We start from the raw sequence: 21,999 nt of genomic DNA, 5'->3' as shown, positions 1-21,999 counted from the left end.
TTGTTTCATACATTAAATGCAGATTAAGTGAAAGATCAAAATCAATTAGCCTTATTAGCGTCTCAACTCAAGGGGGAGCTCTTTTATACCAATGAAACCAAGGATCAAACAATGTTGCTTGCTTATTCGACCGATGCGTCGGTTTATCAGGAAAAGCCGTTGGCTGTAGCAATACCAGCTGATATTGATGACATTAAAAAATTAATTGATTTTGCGCAGCAGCAGAGGATAACTATAATACCACGTACTGCCGGTACCTCTTTGGCGGGACAGGTTGTAGGCTATGGTATTATTATGGATATTTCTCGTCATTTTAACGGTATTATTGAACTTAATGTCGAAGAGCAGTGGGTTCGGGTGCAGCCAGGTGTGATTCGTGACGACTTAAATAGTTATCTTAAACCATTCGGACTGATGTTTGGGCCTGAAACTTCGACGGCAAGCCGTGCCATGGTTGGTGGAATGATTGGCAATAACTCTTCGGGTTTGCATTCAATTGTCTGGGGAGATACACGGCACAATTTGATTTCGGCCAACGTACTTTTGGACGACTGTTCTGAAGTGACTTTTGAGGCGATTGATGAAGCAGCATATTTTAAGAAATTATTATTAGCTGGTCGTGAGGGGGATATCTATCGTAATATGAATGAATTATTGACAGATCCACAGCATTTAAGTGCCATAGAAGCGGGCTACCCCAAACGATCCATCACAAGAAGAAATACCGGTTATGCATTGGATATTCTTGCTGATCATTCGGCCCCTTTCAATATGTGTAATTTATTAGCAGGATCCGAAGGAACTTTGGCTATCGTTACAGAAGCGAAACTCAAACTGATGTCCTTACCACCTCAGGAACTAGGTTTACTCTGTGTCCACTTTGCTGATATGGTGGAGTGCATGCATGGCAACGTGATTGCCTTGGAACATAAACCAGAAGCATCTGAATTGGTAGACAAATACATCTTGGATTTCACGGTTGGGCATCCAACCTATAAGTATAATCGTTTTTTTATTGAGGGGGATCCACAGGCTTTATTAATTGTTGAGTTTAGGGGGCTTACAGCTGCCGAAACAGAGGCGAAAGCGATGGCATTGAAAGCAGATCTAATTGCTCGTGGCTTAGGATATGCCTATCCTTATATTACCGGTATTGAACAGACGAATTTAGTTTGGGATGTGCGCAAAGCGGGCCTTGGTTTAATCCGTAATTTGCCTGGGGACAGTCAGCCTGTAAATTTGATTGAAGATTGTGCTGTTTCGCCTGAGGATCTACCTGCTTACGTGCGTGATATTCAAAAGCTTTTGATAGAAGAGGGAGTACATGCATCTTATTATGCGCATGCAGGAGCGGGAGAGCTGCATATCGAACCCTTTGTAAATCTGAAAACAGCGGCCGGTAAACGTACTTTTCGTTCAATCCTCGAGAAAACGAGTGATCTTGTGTTAAAATATAACGGTTCGCTGAGTGGTGAGCACGGTGATGGTCGTCTGCGCGGAGAGTTTATTGGTAAAGTGCTTGGCGAAAAAGTTTACAAATTACTTGAGGAAGTCAAATTCATCTTTGACCCACAGGGAGTTTTTAATGCAAATAAGATTGTCAACACACCGCCGATGGATTCTCATTTGCGTTATGACAACGATAGCAACCGAACTGAAATAAAGACCTACTTCGATTTTTCTAAAGATGAGTCTATCCTTCGGTTGGCGGAGAAGTGTTCTGGTTCGGGAGATTGCCGAAAGACTGAAATTACAGGAGGAACAATGTGTCCGTCGTTTATGGCTACACGTGATGAAAAAGATACAACACGGGCACGGGCAAATATGCTGCGTCAGTTTTTGACGAATTCTACAAAGAAAAACCGTTTCGATCATGAAGAGATCAAAGAGGTCATGGATCTCTGTTTAAGTTGCAAAGGCTGTAAAACGGAGTGTCCTTCCAGCGTAGATGTTGCTAAAATGAAAGCAGAATTTCTACAACACTATTATGATGAGCATGGTGCGGGGTTTAGAACAAAATTAATTGCTAATTTCACCCAGTCTCAGAAACTCGGATCGTGGGTTGCACCTCTTTATAATTTTGTGGTCAAAAATGATTTCTTGTCAGGAATGGTCAAAAAAACAGTCGGATTTGCGCCAAAGCGTTCCTTGCCAACCGTCAATGGCACGACCTTAACCCAATGGGTAAAAAAACAAGCAGTGGTAAGTGATGCCAAGCGTCGTGTTTATCTTTTTTCGGATGAGTTTACGGAATATAATGATGCAGAGATCGGTATTACAGCATATAAATTATTGACGGCATTGGGGTATGAAGTAATCATTCCAAAACATGTGCAAAGTGGGCGGACTTATCTTTCCAAAGGGTTTGTGAAAGAAGCAAAGAAGATTGCGAATCAAAATATCCATTTCCTAAAGGGGTTAATTACGGATGATACGCCACTTTTAGGCGTTGAACCATCAGGGATAATTACATTTAGAGACGAGTATTTGAGTTTAGTAGACGATGATTTGCGGGTTGACGCACAAAAAGTAGCCAAAAATGCGTTGATGATTGACGAATTTCTGTTGACTGAAATGAAGGCTGGGCGTATTCATCCGGAACAGTTTACTGGAACAACAAAAAAGATAAAGCTGCATGGTCACTGTTACCAAAAGGCTTTTCACCTCGTGACTGTGACAGAACAGGTTCTATCATTCCCGACGAATTTTAGCGTAGAAACTATTCCTTCGGGCTGTTGTGGTATGGCAGGATCATTTGGTTATGAGGCTGAACATTATGATGTTTCGATGAAAGTGGCCGAGCTGGTTTTGTTACCAACCATACGTAAAACATCATCCGATACGCTAATTGCTGCGGCGGGTACTTCCTGTAGGCATCAGATTAAAGATGGTGTAGGAAGAAAATCTTATCATCCTGTGGAAATTTTATACGATGCTTTATTGAAATAAAATAAAAACATTGATAATAGTTGTTTGTTATCAGTAATAATGGTAATATTATAAGAGCAATATTCATTAATAACTGATAACAAACAATTCAATATGTACAAGATTCAATCTATAGCATTTCTTGCAACCGCTACGGTGCTGATGGCTAGTTGCGGAAATTCCAATCAGAAGAAAACTGATGGAAGTGATACAACAACGGTTAACAAAATTGAAGGTGTAAAAATCGAACAATTTACGAATGGTACACCGGGCGCAGAAAAGAAGAACTTTTTTCTACGTATCACAGATGAGATCTTAACCGATTCAAGTCGGATTTATATCACAAAATCTCTTTACAAACAAGATACTGTTGGAGCGAAGTTTGAGATTATAGATTTTATACCCGCAGGTATAATAGACGGCCAGCCGAGTGATGACGTCGGTTTTACCAAAGGTAAAATTAGAATCTCGTCATCGGGTCAACAGTCTGATAATTTAATTAGAGCGTTAGGTGACTTATTTCAGACGCCTACAACTGATTCTTTTACAAAAGATGTAATTCTTCCGAATGTCTTTTCATCCAATAAGGTGAATGCTGACTTGTCCAAAAAAACAGCATATAGCTTTAAACTATTTTTGGACAATAAAAAAGCTGCTCCAGCGGAGCTCTTCTTTAATGTAGACACGTATAAGCATTCTATTGAATTTTCAGAGAAAGATCCTTCGTTCCGAGCTGGATTTTTATCAGCGTTAACCGGTAAATAGTGAAGCTGTGACATGTGCCACTACTTCGATGAGCCCTAAGTTATATGCTCAGGTGTAGTATATAGATTGATTATAAAATAAAAACGGCTAGAAATTATCTAGCCGTTTTTATTTTATATGAAAAAGAGATAGATTTGTGCTAATATATTTAGTTTACAATGAAACGGTCCGGCATTGCAGATCTCCCATTACACTATGGAAAAGTACCAGCGTGGCTTTACGAACGTATGGCTTCTCTAGGTCGTTCAATAGTTGAAGTTATACTCATGGATTATGGTAAAGATGAAGTTTTAAGAAGACTGGCGGATCCATTCTGGTTTCAGAGTTTTGGTGCCGTTCTCGGGATGGATTGGCATTCTTCGGGGATCACAACGGCTGTTATGGGAGCATTAAAACGCGCTATTAATCCAGATGCGAAGTCGCTGGGGCTTTATATCTGTGGGGGGAAAGGCAAGTTGTCTATGCAGACTCCACAGGAGCTACTTCGGTTGTCAGATCGAATTGGGTTGGATGGCAACGGCTTGATTCGCAGCAGTAAGCTTGTCGCTAAAGTGGATAACACAGCCATTCAAGATGGTTACCAACTGTATTTACATAATTTTATCGTAACAGATCAGGGAAATTGGTCTGTTGTCCAACAAGGTATGCATGAAAAGGACGGTACTGCTCGTCGCTACCATTGGCATTCTGAAAAGGTAAAATCGTTCGTTGAAGAACCTCATGCTGGTATCAGTGGGCCTTCGCAAGGTATAATCCTCAACTTGACAGCTGCAGAAGCGGCAGCCAATAGAGCAGGTATCATGACTATAGTGGGAGAGGATTCAAGTAAAGTAATGCAAGATTTCGCTAAACTTATTATGCCAGCTCATCACGATGTACGTGCTTCGGATGTTGACTTGAAAAGATTGGGAGCGATGTTGTACGTCGCCCGAGAAAGTCAACCAAGCCATTTTGAAGATCTGCTGCTGTTAAAAGGAGTTGGCCCCCGCACGTTACAGTCATTGGCCTTGGTTAGTGAGGTGATCCACGGTGCGCCTTCACGGTTCAACGACCCCGCTCGATTTTCCTTTGCTCATGGAGGAAAAGATGGACATCCTTTTCCGGTTCCATTGACCATTTACGATGAGAGCATTCAGATTTTACAAAAAGGTGTTGAAAAATCTAAACTGGGTTATGGTGAAAAGTTAAAATCAATCAACAAGTTGCACCAGATCGTCCTGGATAGCGAAAAAGATTTTCAGCCACAGTTTGATATTCAGCAAATTATAGCAGAGGAACGAAGGGATTCTTGGAAGTATGGAGGCAGGACAGTCTTTGGAGATGCAGCACCTTTGCGAACAAATGGACGGGGTTTGCAATTATCACTTTTCTAGCGGAAATCTGTAGATTGTAATTGTTTTGTTAAAATGTGTTAAAGATGGTTAAAATTATTTGTACGCTAGTATATTTGCTCCGCAATGAAAGCGGTTATTACCATACTCCTTTTCCTATGCTTCTTATTTATCAGAAGCAGTAATAGCCATGCTGTGCTCATTGAATCCGATCGACCAGCTGTCAGTTTTATGTATCAGCATAATCATGCCGACGTGCAGAAGTATATTGATGCATCGGTTAATCACATCGATCCGCTATTTTATGGTAATATACACAGTGATAATCCCGTTATAGAGGAGTTTGATGCCGAGAATTTTCAATTGACCAAGGATTTGCAGGTAACGTCTCAATTTGTTGCGCTGCTGCTTTTTGCAATTGTCCTTTTTGTTTTTGTTTTTCGATTTGCAAAGAAGATTCCTTTTCGCAATTTCATAGCCTATCTTTTCCCTCAAAGATACGTTCTTCAACAAAACTGGAGAATTTAAAATATACCCTTCGAAATTTCATATGCTTTGGTGGATATCCTAAGGGATGCTCCATTGCGTTGTAATCGATTTGTACAATCTATTAACAAGTCGAAACGGCCATAAACCAAAATAGAGGTTATTTCACCAACCAGCACAACAAACAATCAAACTTATTTTTTTAATTAGACGCTTACAAATGAAAAGAGTATTTATGCTCGCTAGTTTGGCTATTAGCTTATGCCAAATCGGGTGTACTTCCAAAAAGGAAGAAAAGGAAGAAAAAGAGAAATTTACAGCGACCTCTCCGGTACAAATGGATACAACTATCCGTAAGGATTTTGTCTCCCAGATTAGATCTTTCCGAAATATTGAGCTTCGGGCTCAAGAGAAAGGCTATCTTGAGCAGATTTTCGTGGATGAAGGACAATTTGTCCATAAAGGGCAACTCCTTTTTCGGATTATGCCGAAGATGTATGAGGCCGAATACCGCAAATCTTCTGCAGAAGTTAATGTAGCAGAAATTGAAGTTCAAAATACAAAAACATTAGCTGATAAAAATGTTGTATCGCCCAACGAACTCGCTATGGCTAAAGCGAAGCTTGAGCAAGCCAAAGCTGAGGCAGCGATTGCAAAATTACATCTCTCCTTTACAGAAATCAGGGCACCTTTTGACGGAACCATTGATCGGATTCCATTGAAATTGGGAAGTTTGGTGGATGAAGGCGAATTATTGACAAGTCTGTCCGATAATAGTGAGATGTTGGTTTATTTCAATGTTTCCGAACCAGAATATTTAAGTTATCAAACTAACGTTAGTAAACGCGGGGATACCCATGTGGGCCTGCTACTGGCCAATAATGAGCTATTTGCTCAAAATGGTCTTGTAGAGACCATAGAAAGTGAATTTAACAGTGAAACTGGAAATATTGCTTTTAGAGCGAAATTCCCCAATCCAAACCGTCTATTAAAACATGGCGAGAGCGGCAAGGTGGTGATGAACTTTCCGTTGAAACAGGTTTTAATTATTCCACAGAAAGCGACATACGAAATGCAGGACCGTAAATATGTGTATGTAGTCGATAAGGATGGCAAATTAAAAGCTCGTCATATCACAATCGGTAACTCCCTACCAGATCTGTATGTGGTAACGAGTGGACTTCAAAAAGATGATAAATTTTTGTTGGACGGTATTCAGAAAGCGAAAGAAGATGATAAAATCAGCTACAGCTTTGTGCAACCTAAAGACGCCATTTCAAATTTGAAGTTAAAAACAGAATAGACCCCTTACACTTAAATTACTATGTTTAGTCGTTTTATAAATAGACCAGTACTTTCGATCGTTATATCACTGATCATTGTGTTTTTGGGTGTGCTTTCTATGGTACAGCTTCCTGTAACACAATTTCCATCTATATCGCCACCGAAGGTGAATATCACTGCCGAGTATCCTGGAGCAAATGGTGAGTTGATGATTAAATCAGTTATCATACCGCTAGAGCGGGCGATAAATGGGGTTCCGGGCATGAAATACATGGCTTCTGACGCCGGTAACGACGGGGAAGCAAGTATCCAGGTGGTATTTAACCTAGGAACAGATCCGAATCAGGCTTCATTAAATGTGCAGAACCGTGTGGCTTCTGTGGTGAATAAGCTTCCTCCAATTGTGGTACGTGAGGGGGTGAAGATTACACGTGAAGAATCCAACATGCTCATGTACATCAATCTCTATAGCAAAGACAAAGAGCTTGATGGAAACTTTATGTATAACTATGCTGACATGAATATTGTCTCCGAATTACGTCGTGTAGACGGTGTTGGGGTGGCTAATATTCTTGGAACGCGCGAATTGGCGATGCGTATCTGGTTGAAACCAGATCGTATGACAGCCTACAAGATTTCTGCAGAAGAGGTGATGAAAGCCTTATCAGAGCAGAGTTTGGAAGCTTCACCAGGTAAAGCCGGCGAGTCGTCTGGTATGACCTCCCAATCTTTCGAATATGTATTGAAATACCCCGGACGTTTTACGACAACTGAAGGCTATGGCAATATCGTGTTACGTGCGGGTGAAAATGGTGAAATGTTACGCTTAAAAGATGTTGCGGACATCAAATTCGGTTCGGCGATGTATGATATCTATTCTACACTGAATGGAAAACCATCCGCAGCGATTGTCTTAAAACAATCCTATGGAAGTAATGCTTCTCAGGTAATCCAAGACGTTAAAAGCAAAATGAAGGAATTGAAGGCATCTTTTCCTAAAGGGCTGGATTACGAAATTAGCTATGACGTTTCAAAATTTTTGGATGCATCCATGGAAAAGGTAGTCCATACTTTATTGGAAGCATTTGTGCTTGTTGCTATTGTCGTTTTTCTATTCTTAGGAGATTGGCGCTCGACCTTAATTCCAACCATTGCAGTGCCGGTTTCATTGGTGGGATCATTTTTGTTCATGCAATTTTTTGGAATTACCATTAACTTGATCACCCTATTTGCATTGGTGCTTGCCATTGGTGTGGTCGTGGATGATGCGATTGTGGTTATTGAAGCCGTCCATGCCAAAATGGAAGAGCTTCATATTTCGGCCTATAAGGCAACCAAAAAAGCAATGCATGAAATCAGCGGTGCCATTGTTGCGATCACCTTCCTTATGGCGGCGGTTTTTATCCCCGTTGCCTTTATGTCGGGTCCCGTAGGGATATTCTATCGGCAGTTTTCCATTACCATGGCGACATCTATCATCTTATCGGGTGTTGTGGCATTGACACTGACTCCTGCATTATGTGCGATCATGCTGAAGAATAATCATGGCAAGGCAAGAAAGAAATCCATTATCGACAAGTTTCTTGATTCCTTCAATAGATTGTTTGATAAGATGTCCAACAAATATGTTTACTTGTTGAAAGGGATAGTGGATAAACGGGTGTTTACATTTTTAGTATTAATTGGTTTTTGTATTGGAGCCTACTTTTTGAATAATGCTGTTCCTGCAGGTTTTATCCCCAATGAAGACCAGGGGATGATTTATGCCATTATTCAAACGCCGCCAGGATCGACATTGGAACGAACCAATTTAGCGGCCCAGACATTGCAAAAAGAAGCTGAAAACATTGATGGTGTACAATCGGTATCGTCGTTAGCTGGTTATGAAATCCTGACTGAAGGAACTGGAGCAAATACAGGTACTTGTTTGATCAACTTGAAAAGCTGGGAAGAACGTAAAGAATCCTCGCAAGAGATTATTGAGCAACTAGAGGCTGCTGCCAAAAATATCCCCGGGGCGTCTATCGAGTTTTTCCAACCACCAGCCGTACCGGGCTATGGTGCCGCGGGTGGGTTTGAGCTTCGTCTTCTGGACAAAGCAGGTTCTGGTGACTACAAGAAAATGGAAACGGTAAGTAAGGATTTTGTGCGTGAGTTGAACAAGAGACCTGAATTATCGTCTGTATTTACCTTTTACAGCGCGAGTTTTCCGCAGTATATGTTGCATATAGACAATGACCTGGCGCAACAGAAGGGTGTTACCATTGATAATGCGCTGAATACGCTTTCGACTTTGGTTGGTAGTAATTACGAAACGAACTTCATTAAGTATGACCGCCAATATAAAGTTATGGTTCAGGCTTTGCCCCAATACAGGGCTTTGCCGGAGGATATCTTAAAGCTATATGTGAAGAATGAAAAAGACGAAATGGTCCCATTTTCAGCATTTATGCATATGGAAAAGGTTTATGGTCTTTCTGAGATCACTCGGCACAATATGTATATGGCGTCCGAAATCTCAGGCTCTGCCGCACCAGGTTACAGTAGTGGTGAAGCAATTCAGGTGATTAATGAAGTCGCTGCCAAAACGTTACCTCGAGGTTATGGCATTGACTGGGCTGGTATCTCCAAAGATCAGGTAGGTCGTGGAAATCAGGCAATTTATATCTTCTTAATTTGTCTTGGTTTCGTTTATTTGATACTTTCCGCTCAGTATGAGAGCTTTATTATGCCTTTTGCGGTATTGCTTTCTTTACCAATAGGAATCTTCGGTGCCTTTCTATTATTGAAATTATTGGGATTGGAAAACAACATTTATGCACAGGTCGCTTTGGTCATGCTCATAGGTTTACTCGGTAAAAATGCTGTGTTGATTGTTGAGTTTGCTGCTCAGCGGCATTCGCAAGGATTGAGTATTATTGAAGCTGCCTTGGATGGTGCAAAAGTTAGGTTTAGACCTATTTTAATGACATCTTTTGCCTTTATCGCAGGGTTGATTCCCTTAGTTATGGCGTCTGGCCCAGGTGCAATAGGAAACCGTACGATCGGTACGGCAGCAGCGGGAGGTATGTTGTTTGGAACAGTGTTCGGTATTTTAGTGATACCAGGCTTGTACTATATCTTCGGAACTATTGCCTCTAGACGTAAGCTTATTAAACACGAGGATGAAAATCCATTAACTGAAGAACTTGATAATAATGACTAATCGCAGAAAAATACAATGGGTCATTGCATTTTCGCTTTCAGCAGCAGTGACGGGATGTAAGGTTCCGAAAGCGACACAAATACAGGAGAATAAATTTGTTCCGCAGCAATTTACAGACGTAGATAAATCTGACACAACAAATTCAGCATCGGTTAAGTGGCGTGAATTTTTTACTGATCCAAATCTAGCTGTATTAATAGATACAGCCTTAAAAAACAATCAGGAACTGAATGTTACTTTGCAGGAGTTGGCAATTGCAAAAAACGATATTCTTTTACGAAAAGGGGCGTTAAAACCTACCGTTGGTTTACGTGCCGGAGGAGGTGTTGAAAAAGTCGGACGATATACCAGCCAGGGGGCGGGTGATGCCAGTACAGAAATTGCTCCTGGAAAGGAAATGCCGGATCCACTAGGAGATTTGACAATTGGTGCGTATGCAAGCTGGGAAATCGACGTTTGGAAAAAACTTAAGGACTCCGAGCAAGCCGCACTCAACCGTTATCTTGCTACTGTGGAGGGGAAAAATTTTGTCCTGAGTAGCCTTATTGCCGAAGTTGCCCGTTCGTATTATGAATTATTGGCATTGGACAATCAGTTGACCATTATCAAACAGAATATCGAGCTACAGGACAATGCGCTTGCGGTAATCCGATTGCAGAAACAGGCTGCTCGTGTAACAGAACTGGCGGTTCAAAAGTTTGAGGCTGAAGTGTTGAAAACCAAAGGTATGGAATTTGAGACCAGGCAGCAGATCAAAGAAACTGAAAACCGTATTAATTTTCTGTTGGGGCGTTTTCCACAAGAGATCAAACGTGACAAAAGCAATTTTGTCGATTTGATCCCGGCGAAGGTTCAAACAGGCATACCGAGCCAATTACTGAGCAATAGACCTGATATTCGTGAGGCAGAGTATGAGCTCGCTGCCGCGAAGTTGGACGTACAGATCGCACGGAAAGAGTTTTACCCTTCGTTGGAGATTTCGGCTGCTTTGGGTTTGCAGGCCTTCAAGCCTTCCTATCTATTTAAGATGCCTGAATCAGTTTTATATAATCTAATAGGGGAGCTTGCAGCACCATTGATAAATAAGAATGGGCTTAAAGCGGAATTTAATACGGCCAACGCGAAACAAATACAGGCTGTATATAATTACGAGAAGACAATTCTGAATGCTTACTTAGAAGTCTCTACACAACTTTCTAATATTGAAAACCTAGGGCGCAGCTACGATTTCAAAACAAAAGAAGTTGAGGTTCTGAATAATTCCGTGTCTGTGTCAAATGATCTCTTTAAATCAGCGAGGGCAGACTACATGGAGGTTTTGATGACACAACGCGATGTGCTGGATTCGAAACTTGAATTGATAGAAACGAAGAAGCAGCAGCTCAATGCTGTTGTCAATATCTATAAAGATTTGGGAGGAGGCTGGAAATAAGTTGTTTGTTTGAATGGACCCCGCTAGGCGGGGTTCTTTTTTTATAAGCCTATGCAAACTTCTTTCTTGTGGAAATAGAATTAATGCTTATTTTTAATCCTTATTTAATCAATCGTATTTGTTTTATGGAATCACAAGAGTACATTCTAATCAATGAAGATGCTGAAAGGGGAGTGTTTTATAAAAAAACTTATCTTCATGTTGCGCTTTCGATTTTAGCATTTATCGTTTTGGAAACTTTGCTGATCAAATTGATCCCTTATGATTTTATCGTTTGGATGGTTAGCGGAAAATTTATTTGGTTATTCTTATTGGGATGTTTTTGGTTAGGGTCCACACTTTCATCAAGATGGACGCTTTCGCAAAGCCGTCAAACCCAATATCTTGGACTAGCTTTCTATATTGTACTGGAAGCAATTATCTTTCTGCCAATGATTTTTATGGCGGTGTTTATGACAGAAGGAATTAGTGTCATTTATCAAGCAAGTATAATGACTTTGGCATTGTTTACCGGGCTTACTGTCGTAGCATTTGTATCCAATAAAGATTTTTCATTCCTCAGGAATATCCTGGTAATTGGAGGCTTCTTATCCTTGGGGGCAATTGTGGCTGGTGCTATTTTTGGTTTTGAGCTTGGATTATGGTTCTCGGTTGCAATGATTGGCCTCGCTTCCGGAAGCATACTCTATCAAACTCAAAATCTGAAGTATAGTTACAGCAACGAGCAATATGTTGGGGCGGCCCTACAGCTATTTTCATCAATAATGTTGCTGTTCTGGTACATTCTACGAATTTTAATGCGCAGAAGATAAATTTTGTTCCTTTTAAAAATAAGAAAAGGTGGTTAAAGTAAAGTTTATTTTAACCACCTTTTTTTGCTTTGTATAGTCTCTATTTTAGTCTATTTTTCAGATTTTTCAGTCCCTGATCGAAATCTTTGTTCATATTCATAAATAAGTTCATAAAGTTCCATGGATAGGGCGATTTTCCTGAAATCCCCCAAGTCACCGAGGTTTGATTAGGCGAGATCTCTTTTAAGATGAAATAACCCTTGGCTGGTTCACCCATGCCGAAATCGAGGGATGTTTCGATCATTTCGCCATCGACTATTTTTGTAATAGTCTGTGAACCTTTACCAACTTTCTTACCATCCCAGCTGGATTTATAGCCAACTTGACCATCTACACCCTGTTCAGTTTTTTTCATTTCCGGGTCTGAAAGCTGCCATACACCAAAGTTGTCTTGGTTCTTAAGCATTTTTACATAGTTGAACATTTCCTGCTTTGGCTTATTGATCGTGATCTCACTTTGGGCCGAGAAGTCTTTACTGACAAAGATCGCTGTAATTAAGGGGATAGCGATGATGACCGCTAAAACAATGAGGATTTTTTTTATGATTTTCATAATCATGTATTTATATAGGTTTTCCTAATAAAGATAAATGATAATTGGGATTTTAACAGGAAAATAAAAGGAAATTATTTGTAAATGAAAAAGCTTCTCCTAATCGTAGAAGAAGCTTTTTAACGAAGTCTCTAGCACTATTTTAATAGTTCCAAATGGGTACTGATACCAATTCTATTCCATGCATTTATGGTAATAATCGCCATAATAATCTGTGCAATCTCCTTTTCTTCAAATATTTCTTTTGCTTTTTGAAAAGTGCTTTCTGTCAATCCCTTTTGATGTATCAATGTGATCTCTTCTGTCATCTCCAACAATATCTGTTCTTCCTCGGTGAATAGATCCGTTTCTCGCCAGGCATTTAATAAAAATATCCGTTGTGGAGTTTCACCACACTTCAGTGCATCCTTCGTGTGCATATCTAAGCAAAAGGCGCAGCCATTGATCTGTGAAGCACGTATTTTTATGAGTTCCTTCTGAATAGGATTTAAAAAAATATCGTTGAGATATGTTTCCAATCCCATCATCGCCTTATAGGCGGTTGCATCTACTTTTGCAATATTAAATCGTGTGGTCATTGTTTTAAATTTTGATAAGACAAAGTTGCATCAAACATTCAATACAAAAGTTAAACTGGTTTAAGAACGGAGATTTTACCGATGAATACAATCCTGTATGCGATTGACAAACAAATAGATCTGACTAGGCTGATACAATCAGGTAATAGTTGTCGGGGTCACGTAGAATAAATTGATCCTTCAAAGAATTCTCATTGTAATGTATATCTTTCTCTATGACTGCATTTAGCAAAGTAGCGTTTTCGAAAATTTGCTTTAAATTGTCTACTCTAAAGAATAATATGAATCCATTCCCTGCATGTATTTGATTCCGCATAGTAGGGTGATCATGTTCACCCCATTTGTGTAAACAGAGAATAACAGTTCCGTTATCCGTGAGAATTTCAAATGTTTCTCCTCCATGTTGACTCGCACAGCCTAAAAGCTTTTGGTAGAATTGTGAGCTTTTGGGAACGTTATCCACTGCGATGATTGGTTCTGTCCGTATCATGTTATAGTTAACTAGAATTTACTAAGGTTAATAAAAGAGGCTTAGTGATTTCTCTTTCACCAAATCTAATATCATGCGATAAGCGGCTACCGAGTTACCGTGTTGATCCAAGGCTGGACTATAGGCCCCTATACCCATTTTATTCGGTACACTTACCGCGATTCCACCACCCACGCCCGATTTACTTGGAAGTCCCACAGTTCTGGCATATTCGCCGCTAAATTCGTACATACCTGCAATGAGCATTTGCGATTGAACTAGCTGAGATAGACTTGGATTATTGTATTGCTTATTTCCGTCATAACGCACGCAGTGATTGGCAAAAAAGAAACCTATTTTAGCTAGATCCTCTGCGGTTATCTCAATTGAGCACTGTTTAAAATAATTATTTAGTTTATCTTCACCTTCACCATCAATGAGTCCATTGTTGCGCATCAGATAGAACATACCTCTGTTTCGATTTCCAGTCTCCCGTTCCGAATTATATACGGGTTTACTATACTCAATCTTTTCATTATTTGTTATAAAACGAATCATATTGAGTATTTTAAGAAAAGGTTCCTCACCTGTTCCTTTAATAAGCGATGTCGTTAAAATGGCACCAGCGTTCATCATTGGATTGAGCGGTTTACCCGATGTTTCCAAATTCGCAAAATGATTGAAAGGTTTGTCTGTACCAAAGTACCCCATTTTATCAAAAATATTTCGTTCTCCGTTTTCCAATACAGCGACCATTAATGAAACAATTTTTGAAATACTCTGAATTGTAAATCTTTGTTGCACATCTCCGATACTAACGATTGTTCCATCACTATTTACAACCGAAAGAGCGATGGACGATGCGTTGGCTTTACCCAATTCCGGAATATAATCGGCTACTTTACCTTCTTTGAACGACTGTCTATTTTTATCCAATATTTTATCCAATAATGCTTTATCAATAATTGCGGTTTTAGCATCCTGCTGATTTTGAATGCCATTTTGAGCAAAGGCTACAGGAATTGATCCACAACATATCAAGCCTATAACACAGGCTACCAACCTAACATTTTTTCTCATTTTTTAATTATTTGTTCGTTCCAAAGATAGGGAACAGTGTATTAAAAAGAAAAGAGGTCCTAAATAGATAACATTTTAGCACCTCTTCCTAGTAGGTCATCCCTTAGGCTGCATTTGGAGCTGGATCAACATTCCAACCGGAAAGTATACCGCCATAGAAAAAGAAGGTGACGTAAAAATTCTTTTTGCTCACTTTATCAGTAACCAGGTATTTTTGAGTCACATCATATGCATCTATTTTTTTATATTTTGATAATGCTATCGGGCTCGCAGCAGGGTTTTCTGAACGGACCAAATCTTGTATCTTTTGGTTGATTAATTTCATAATTCCTTCTTTTTTGAAGGGATTATTTTCGATTTTCACGTGCGCCAAGCGTGTTAAAGTTCCATTATTTTGAGCTTTTCTCGCTTTCGCAGCAGCTGTATAGGCTCTGAATTTTTCCTTGATTTGAGGATCTTTTAGGCTATGGATGGTAAAAATAGAAATTCCCTGCGCACCATTATTTAGCGCTTCATCCATATCGGTAAATATTTCCTCATTATTTTTAGCCATCAACCCACAGTATAAGGTCGTATTTGCACCTTTGTCGCGCACATTTTCTAAGGTACAATCGCTAATAAAGCTTGGATCTTCTGTATAAAAATTGCTGTACACCATCGGAAAAACAACATCTAAATTCCACTTACCCCAATCTTGACGTACCATACGTGAAGCCATTTTGGGGGTCGGGAAAGGGGATGCCGCCATTGTTTTGCCATGAGAATGAACAATTTCTGCAATCATATTGGCGATATCTGTTATCTGATCGCAACGAAATTGGCGCCATTTGAGATCTTTCGATGGATCTTTTTGTGCACGAGGGTCATAGCCATATTGTTTTTTAAATTTTTCTATAGCAATGGGATGGTATCCGTAATCCCAAGCGGGATACTCGCGATCTTGGACAATATTGTATTTAGGCCAAAGGGTTGTGGGGAGGACAACATCCACATAACGGTTGTAGTCAATAGAGATACCCTCCAATCCCTCAACTTCACAATAGGATTCAATTTTCTTTTTGATGTATTCTTTTACTCCTGGTACTACAGGCGATAAAAACTTATAATAACCAACGTATGCAGTGGTATCTGCGAGACTTTTTCCGTTGCGATTGACGCTGAACCAATCTGGATGTTCTTTGAGTATTTTATCTCTATCATGTTCCAGGTTCATCGTCCAAAGCCAGGCGATAACTTGAATGCCATATTTTTTTGCAATGGGAATCGCTACACGATACTCATCTGGACTAGCAGCATTTAACATCACGCCATCGATCCCCAGATAGTTCATCTCACGGCAAATAGAATCAAAGTTTGTTTTGGCGTTGTAATCTAGCCAGGTCCAAAACATAGCGGGTTTTTCTTTGTCTGTGGCGTGAACGCCTGATACTGAAAAGCTTTGGATCAAAAGGAGCGCAAGGCCAATAAAGCATGTTCTGATTAGTTTTTCTTTCATAATATATTTATCGATTCTAAAATGTATTACATATTTAAATGATGAAGTTTTTTCATGAAGAACAAAATTCATAAAAAGATCAATCTATAGGTTTTAAATTTAGATTGTATTGAAATTCGCTTGTGAAATTACATAAAAACGTGGAATTTATACCTGATCTTTTTTTAATCTGTTTGATTTTCTTACAGTTATTAAATTTTATTAGAATAACAAAACATTTTTTTAAGCTATGTGTTGTACCTACAACATTAGATTTAGAACGACAAGATTATTAACAATGAGAAGTAAGCTGGGCTACTGGCTAAGAAAAAAATTGTTTAAGTATGAAGAAACGCTACATTCCAATTTCTATTGCATGTTTATTGAGCTATACCTTGGTCAAAGGGCAAGAACCAGGTACTGTACAAGAGCATAAAGTTGATTCTGTGCAACAAAAAAAAGATGACACGACTTATCCCAAGCTTCAGGTGAAAGGTTTGTTTCAGGCCCGTTACCTTGTTAGTGCTACAAAAGATGTCGATGTCAACGGGCTACATCACAGTGATGGCTCAGGTACGGATAACAATTTTATGGTGAAATATATGCGGGTACAGATGCGCGCTCAAATTAGTAAGCGTACTGAAGTTGCCGTATTAGCTAACCTTGCCGATTTCAAAAGTGATCCCAAAACAAAAGTGCTCGAAAATGCCTACTTGAAATATACATTTAGTCCCAAATTGGCAATCACAGTGGGCCAATTTCGTCCTTGGTTTGGCATCGAGGAAACTTATCCTATTGACATCATCAAATCTTTGGACTGGTCGAACCAGTATCTTGAATTCGGTAAATTAGGTTGGGCAAGTTTTCAAATCGGGGTTGCTGCGACAGGCGAGACTACGCTAGGCGATATGCCCTTTAGTTATTCCCTATCTGTGGTGAATGGGAACGGGAAGAATCAAGTTGTTGATAACGATAATGGTAAGCAATATGCCACTCGTCTGGTTTTTGGACTTTCAAAGAAGTACGGTGTCAATTTAGGACTTAATGGTGGCGTTGGCGATGTGATGAAGAAACAGGTACATGCATTGGGGGTAGATCTAACTGGTAATGTCAGTTTTGGCAAACGATGGAATCTTGATATGCAACTGGAAGCAAAGCAGGCGATCAATCATAACCTGTATTATTCTTTGGAAGAAAGTGCGCGAACATCCAAGTTGAGTGACTATTTGGTCCGCGGCATCTACTTTCTACCAAACTTAAGGTATGAAGTAAATTATTTCAATTTAAGCGCTTTCGAGCTATCTTGTCGATATGAATACATTGATCCTAATTATAAACTCAATGCAAATGCGCGTCAAACATATACGCCGATGTTTGGTTTGGAATTTTTAAAAAATTATGGTGCAAGGATACAGTTGGGACTTCAATTGGACCGATATAAAAAGCAGACAGAGAATACCAGCGAATTCAACAAAAATTTATTTATTGTCCAAGTACAAAGTCGATTCTAATCTATTAAACTACGTTTATCATGAAAGAAATCAGTATTAAAAATGTTGCCATTACTTTTCTAGTAGCACTCATTTTATGGTTTATCCCAATACCGAAAGGCGTCAGTCCGGAAGCCTGGCATTTATTTGCAATTTTCGCTGCAACCATTCTTGGGATTATTTTAAAAGCAGCTCCAATGGGTACCATGTGTATGATGGCCATCGCGTTTACGGCCCTGACACAAGTATTAGCCCCTGGAGATGCGGGTAAGTCGATTACTAAAGCTTTGACGGGTTTCGGAGATAAGGTAATTTGGTTGATTGGTATCTCCTTTTTCATTGCCCGGGGTTTTATTAAAACTGGACTGGGAAATCGAATTGCCTTTCTTTTTATTCGAGTTTTTGGAAAGAGTTCATTAGGACTTGCTTATGGATTGGGCTTGGCGGATGTTTGTTTGGCTCCGGCGATTCCTAGTAATACAGCCCGAGGGGGAGGGATTATTTACCCCATTATGAAATCGATGGCAATTAGTTTTGATTCTGTTCCAGATAAGCCAGAGACACATCGAAAATTGGGATCCTATTTAACTTTAAATAGTTATTATATGAATCTAATTGCTTCTTCGATGTTTTTGACGGGAACGGCCAGTAATCCAATGTGTCAAAAATTTGCTGCGAACCTAGGAATTGATATTACCTGGATGTCCTGGGCGATTGCTGGATTTATACCCGGTATTGTCGCATTTTTTGTAGTACCGCTTGTTCTTTATAAGTTATATCCACCTGAATTGAAAAAAACAGGTGATGCACCTAAGATGGCGGCGCAGAAATTAAAAGAGATGGGACCAATTTCCAGGAATGAATGGTTAATGCTTTTGGCGTTCTTTATCTTATTGGCATTATGGATTTTTGGTGGTTCTTTTTCAATTGATGCTACAACCACAGCCTTCATCGGTTTGACACTACTTTTACTGACCTCTGTCTTGACCTGGGAGGATGTTAAAGCCGAAAAAGGAGCATGGGATACGATTGTTTGGTTTGCTGTTTTGGTTATGATGGCCAGTTCCTTAAATGAGCTTGGCTTTATCGGCTGGTTTAGCGACCTGATCAAAGTACAGATTGGTGATTTAAGTTGGCAAATAGCCTTTCCGGTAATCATTCTTGTTTATTTCTTTAGTCACTACATTTTTGCGAGTGCTACCGCCCATGTTGCGGCTATGTATGCGGCCTTGTTGGGGGTTGGTGTTTCTTTGGGTATTCCGCCAATGTTGCTTGCAATGATGCTTGGATTCCTGGGCTCTATCTATGGTGTTTTGACACATTATGGCCACGGCCCTGCACCGGTATTTTTTGGAAGCGGATATGTCGATTTAAAATCATGGTGGCTGCGTGGACTGGAAATTGGTATCGTGTTATTGGTGATTTATATGGGCGTTGGTGGATTGTGGATGAAGGTTATAGGCTATTATTAAAATTAAGATCTTATTATGTTATCTACATTGTCAAAGAAGATGCTTATGTGTCTGACGGGTTTATTTTTAGCGTTCTTTTTACTGATTCACTTTTTAGGGAACTTACAGCTATTCTTACCGCAGGAACAAGCACATCTACAATTTAATGCCTACTCCCATTTTTTGGCAGGCAATATCTTGATCAAAATTATTTCTTACGTACTCTATGCCAGCATTATTTTGCATGCGTTGGACGGATTGATCATCACCGTAAAGAATAAAAAGACCGGTGCCCACTATGTTTCAGATCATCGGGGAAGAGCAAGTAAGTGGTATTCGCGCAATATGGGGATTTTAGGGACCCTGATCCTCATTTTTTTAGTTATCCATTTCCAGAATTTTTGGTACGTGTACAAATTTGGCGCTCCTCCACTTGATGAACGCGGTAACAAGGATCTATATGTACTTGTAATCGAGGTTTTTCAGCAATGGTGGTATGTCCTTATTTACGTTTTATCGATGGTTGCCTTATGTTATCATCTTATTCATGGGATCCATAGTGCGATTCGAACTTTAGGCTTATTCCATCCCAAATTTGTTAAATGGTTTAAGATTATTGGTATCAGCTATTCGGTCATCATCAGCATTGGTTTCGCTTTGATGCCTATTTATATATTTTTTACAGTTAAATAAGGGGGAGAAGTTATGACATTAAATTCAAAAATACCGGATGGACCATTGGATCAAAAATGGACTCGTTATAAAAAGACTGCCAAGCTTGTTAATCCTGCAAATCGTAAAAAACTGGATGTTATCGTTATCGGAACCGGACTGGCAGGTAGCTCCATAGCGGCTTCTCTTGGGGAGATGGGGTATCAGGTAAAATCCTTCTGCTTTCAGGACAGTCCGAGAAGGGCACATTCTGTGGCTGCTCAAGGTGGTGTAAATGCTGCAAAAAATTATAAAAATGACGGGGACAGTGTTTATCGTATGTTTGTTGATACGCTAAAGGGCGGTGATTTTCGTGCCCGTGAGGCCAACGTCTATCGTATGGCCGAATGTTCGCTCAATTTAATCGACCAGGCAGTTGCACAGGGTGTTCCCTTCGGTCGTGAATATGGAGGTTATCTGAACAATCGATCTTTCGGAGGTGTACATGTAAGTCGTACATTCTATGCGAGAGGTCAAACTGGACAGCAGCTTCTTTTGGGAGCGTATCAGGCACTTATGCGTCAGGTCGGCAAAGGTGCCGTACAGCTTTTCTCCAGACATGAAATGCTCGACATCGTTGTAATAGATGGAAAGGCCCGTGGCGTTATTGTTCGAAATCTTGATACAGGGGAGCTTGAACGACACGCTGCACATACCGTTATATTGGCAACTGGAGGGTACGGTAAAATTTATTATCTATCGACACTAGCAATGGGCTGTAATGGCTCTGCCATTTGGCGGGCACACAAGAAGGGGGCATTAATGGCCTCCCCGAGCTGGATTCAGATTCATCCGACTTCGTTGCCGCAGTCTGGCGATTATCAGTCTAAATTAACACTAATGTCAGAGTCGTTACGTAATGATGGAAGGATTTGGGTTCCTTTGAAAGAAGATGAGAAGCGGGAACCGAACGCTATTCCTGAGGAAGAGAGAGATTACTATTTAGAGCGTCGTTATCCCGCATTTGGTAATCTTGCTCCAAGGGACATTTCATCTCGAGCGGCCAAAGAACGGATTGATGCTGGCTTTGGGATTGGTCCACTTAAAAATGCTGTTTACCTTGATTTTGCGAAAGCTATTAGAGAACAGGGGAAACAGAAAATACAAGAGAAATATGGTAATCTGTTCGATATGTATGAAAAGATTACGGGATATGATGCTTATAAAGAACCGATGATGATTTCACCTTCCGCCCATTTTTCAATGGGGGGATTATGGATAGATTATGAGCTGATGACAAGCCTGCCGGGTTTATTTGCGTTAGGTGAAGCTAATTTTGCAGACCACGGTGCAAATAGATTGGGTGCCAATTCCTTGCTCCAAGCCTCTGTGGATGGTTATTTTATTGCACCCTATACGATTGCAAATTATTTGGCAAACGATATTCACACGGGCAAAATTTCTACAGACCATATTGAGTTTGAACGTGCAGAGGTAGGTGTTCGGGCGCAAATTGATCGATTTTTAAAGATTAAAGGCAGTAAAACCGTGGATTATTTTCATAAAACACTGGGTAAAATACTCTATGACTATTGTGGGCTCGCGCGTAATGAGAAAGGCCTCCGTTATGCTATTGTGGAGATTAATAGGCTGAAGCAAGAGTTTTATAAAGATGTTATTGTTAGTGGTGAAGCCAATACCTTAAATACGGAATTGGAAAAAGCTGGACGTGTAGCCGATTACTTTGAAATTGGAGAATTGATGTGTTATGATGCGTTGACGCGGAACGAATCCTGTGGGGCACATTTCCGGGAGGAATATCAGACTGCAGATGGGGAGGCATTACGGAATGACGCTGAATACCAGTTTATTTCCGCTTGGGCCTGGAAGGGAGAGGGGCAAGAACCTGAGCTAATTCGGGAACCATTAATTTTTGAAGAGATACAACCAACTGTAAGGAGCTATAAATAA

17 protein-coding genes are annotated in these 21,999 nt (G+C 40.0%); 12 read left to right on the top strand and 5 right to left on the bottom strand.

Features of this window, described 5'->3' with window-relative positions; genetic code table 11:
- The first annotated feature begins 27 nt into the window (after positions 1–27).
- From IQ31_RS00160 to IQ31_RS00125, 8 genes are all read left to right on the top strand, one after another.
- Complete coding sequence (locus tag IQ31_RS00160; RefSeq protein WP_244294261.1) at positions 28–2,949, top strand: FAD-binding and (Fe-S)-binding domain-containing protein; 2,922 nt, start codon at positions 28–30, stop codon at positions 2,947–2,949.
- A gap of 93 nt (positions 2,950–3,042) precedes the next feature.
- Positions 3,043–3,693 carry a hypothetical protein gene (locus tag IQ31_RS00155; protein ID WP_145326755.1) on the top strand — a complete coding sequence of 217 codons (651 nt, stop codon included), beginning with the start codon at positions 3,043–3,045 and terminating at the stop codon, positions 3,691–3,693.
- Positions 3,694–3,851: 158 nt separating this feature from the next.
- A complete protein-coding gene (locus IQ31_RS00150; RefSeq protein ID WP_088161597.1) occupies positions 3,852–5,066 on the top strand; it encodes a DUF763 domain-containing protein in 1,215 nt (404 codons plus the stop codon).
- A gap of 84 nt (positions 5,067–5,150) precedes the next feature.
- Complete coding sequence (locus IQ31_RS00145) at positions 5,151–5,552, top strand: hypothetical protein (RefSeq protein WP_145326754.1); 402 nt, start codon at positions 5,151–5,153, stop codon at positions 5,550–5,552.
- 178 nt (positions 5,553–5,730) lie between these two features.
- Entirely contained in the window at positions 5,731–6,813 is a 1,083-nt protein-coding gene (locus IQ31_RS00140) for an efflux RND transporter periplasmic adaptor subunit (RefSeq protein ID WP_145326753.1), read from the top strand.
- A gap of 21 nt (positions 6,814–6,834) precedes the next feature.
- Positions 6,835–9,999: an efflux RND transporter permease subunit gene (locus IQ31_RS00135; RefSeq protein WP_088161595.1), complete on the top strand. Its 3,165-nt coding sequence runs from the start codon at positions 6,835–6,837 to the stop codon at positions 9,997–9,999.
- Entirely contained in the window at positions 9,992–11,431 is a 1,440-nt protein-coding gene (locus tag IQ31_RS00130; protein WP_145326752.1) for a TolC family protein, read from the top strand. The genes IQ31_RS00135 and IQ31_RS00130 overlap by 8 nt, the downstream gene beginning before the upstream one ends.
- A gap of 125 nt (positions 11,432–11,556) precedes the next feature.
- Complete coding sequence (locus tag IQ31_RS00125; RefSeq protein ID WP_145326751.1) at positions 11,557–12,243, top strand: Bax inhibitor-1/YccA family protein; 687 nt, start codon at positions 11,557–11,559, stop codon at positions 12,241–12,243.
- A 79-nt stretch (positions 12,244–12,322) separates the two neighbouring features.
- Here IQ31_RS00125 and IQ31_RS00120 read toward each other — a convergent pair whose 3' ends face one another.
- The 5 genes from IQ31_RS00120 to IQ31_RS00100 all read right to left on the bottom strand — a co-directional run bounded on the left by IQ31_RS00120 (position 12,323) and on the right by IQ31_RS00100 (position 16,457).
- Entirely contained in the window at positions 12,323–12,835 is a 513-nt protein-coding gene (locus IQ31_RS00120) for an SRPBCC family protein (RefSeq protein WP_145326750.1), read from the bottom strand.
- Positions 12,836–12,972: 137 nt separating this feature from the next.
- Entirely contained in the window at positions 12,973–13,413 is a 441-nt protein-coding gene (locus tag IQ31_RS00115) for a carboxymuconolactone decarboxylase family protein (RefSeq protein WP_145326749.1), read from the bottom strand.
- Between the two features lie 124 nt (positions 13,414–13,537).
- On the bottom strand, positions 13,538–13,903 hold the full coding sequence (locus tag IQ31_RS00110) for a VOC family protein (protein ID WP_075992655.1): 366 nt from the start codon (positions 13,901–13,903) through the stop codon (positions 13,538–13,540).
- Positions 13,904–13,930: 27 nt separating this feature from the next.
- Positions 13,931–14,962, bottom strand: coding sequence for a glutaminase A (gene glsA, locus IQ31_RS00105; RefSeq protein ID WP_088161592.1), 1,032 nt, complete (start codon positions 14,960–14,962; stop codon positions 13,931–13,933).
- 103 nt (positions 14,963–15,065) lie between these two features.
- The gene (locus IQ31_RS00100) at positions 15,066–16,457 is read right to left on the bottom strand and encodes a glycoside hydrolase family protein (protein ID WP_208734055.1); all 1,392 of its coding nucleotides are present in this window, start codon (positions 16,455–16,457) and stop codon (positions 15,066–15,068) included.
- A gap of 323 nt (positions 16,458–16,780) precedes the next feature.
- Here IQ31_RS00100 and IQ31_RS00095 point away from each other — a divergent pair, with 323 nt between their 5' ends.
- Genes IQ31_RS00095 through IQ31_RS00080 form a run of 4 tightly spaced genes read left to right on the top strand, consistent with a single transcriptional unit; the run spans position 16,781 to position 21,999 of the window.
- Positions 16,781–17,947, top strand: coding sequence for a porin (locus IQ31_RS00095; RefSeq protein WP_088161591.1), 1,167 nt, complete (start codon positions 16,781–16,783; stop codon positions 17,945–17,947).
- A gap of 20 nt (positions 17,948–17,967) precedes the next feature.
- Positions 17,968–19,398, top strand: a complete 1,431-nt coding sequence (locus tag IQ31_RS00090) for an anion permease (RefSeq protein WP_075992653.1) — start codon at positions 17,968–17,970, stop codon at positions 19,396–19,398.
- Between the two features lie 15 nt (positions 19,399–19,413).
- Complete coding sequence (locus IQ31_RS00085; RefSeq protein ID WP_075992652.1) at positions 19,414–20,070, top strand: succinate dehydrogenase cytochrome b subunit; 657 nt, start codon at positions 19,414–19,416, stop codon at positions 20,068–20,070.
- Between the two features lie 12 nt (positions 20,071–20,082).
- Positions 20,083–21,999 (top strand): fumarate reductase/succinate dehydrogenase flavoprotein subunit, encoded by a 1,917-nt coding sequence (locus tag IQ31_RS00080; RefSeq protein ID WP_145326748.1) that lies wholly within the window; start codon positions 20,083–20,085, stop codon positions 21,997–21,999.

The sequence above is a fragment of the Sphingobacterium siyangense genome (assembly GCF_007830445.1).
Classification (GTDB): Bacteria; Bacteroidota; Bacteroidia; order Sphingobacteriales; family Sphingobacteriaceae; genus Sphingobacterium; species Sphingobacterium siyangense.
The sequence above is the reverse complement of the archived record's forward strand: the minus strand, read 5'-3'. Positions and strand labels throughout refer to the sequence as shown.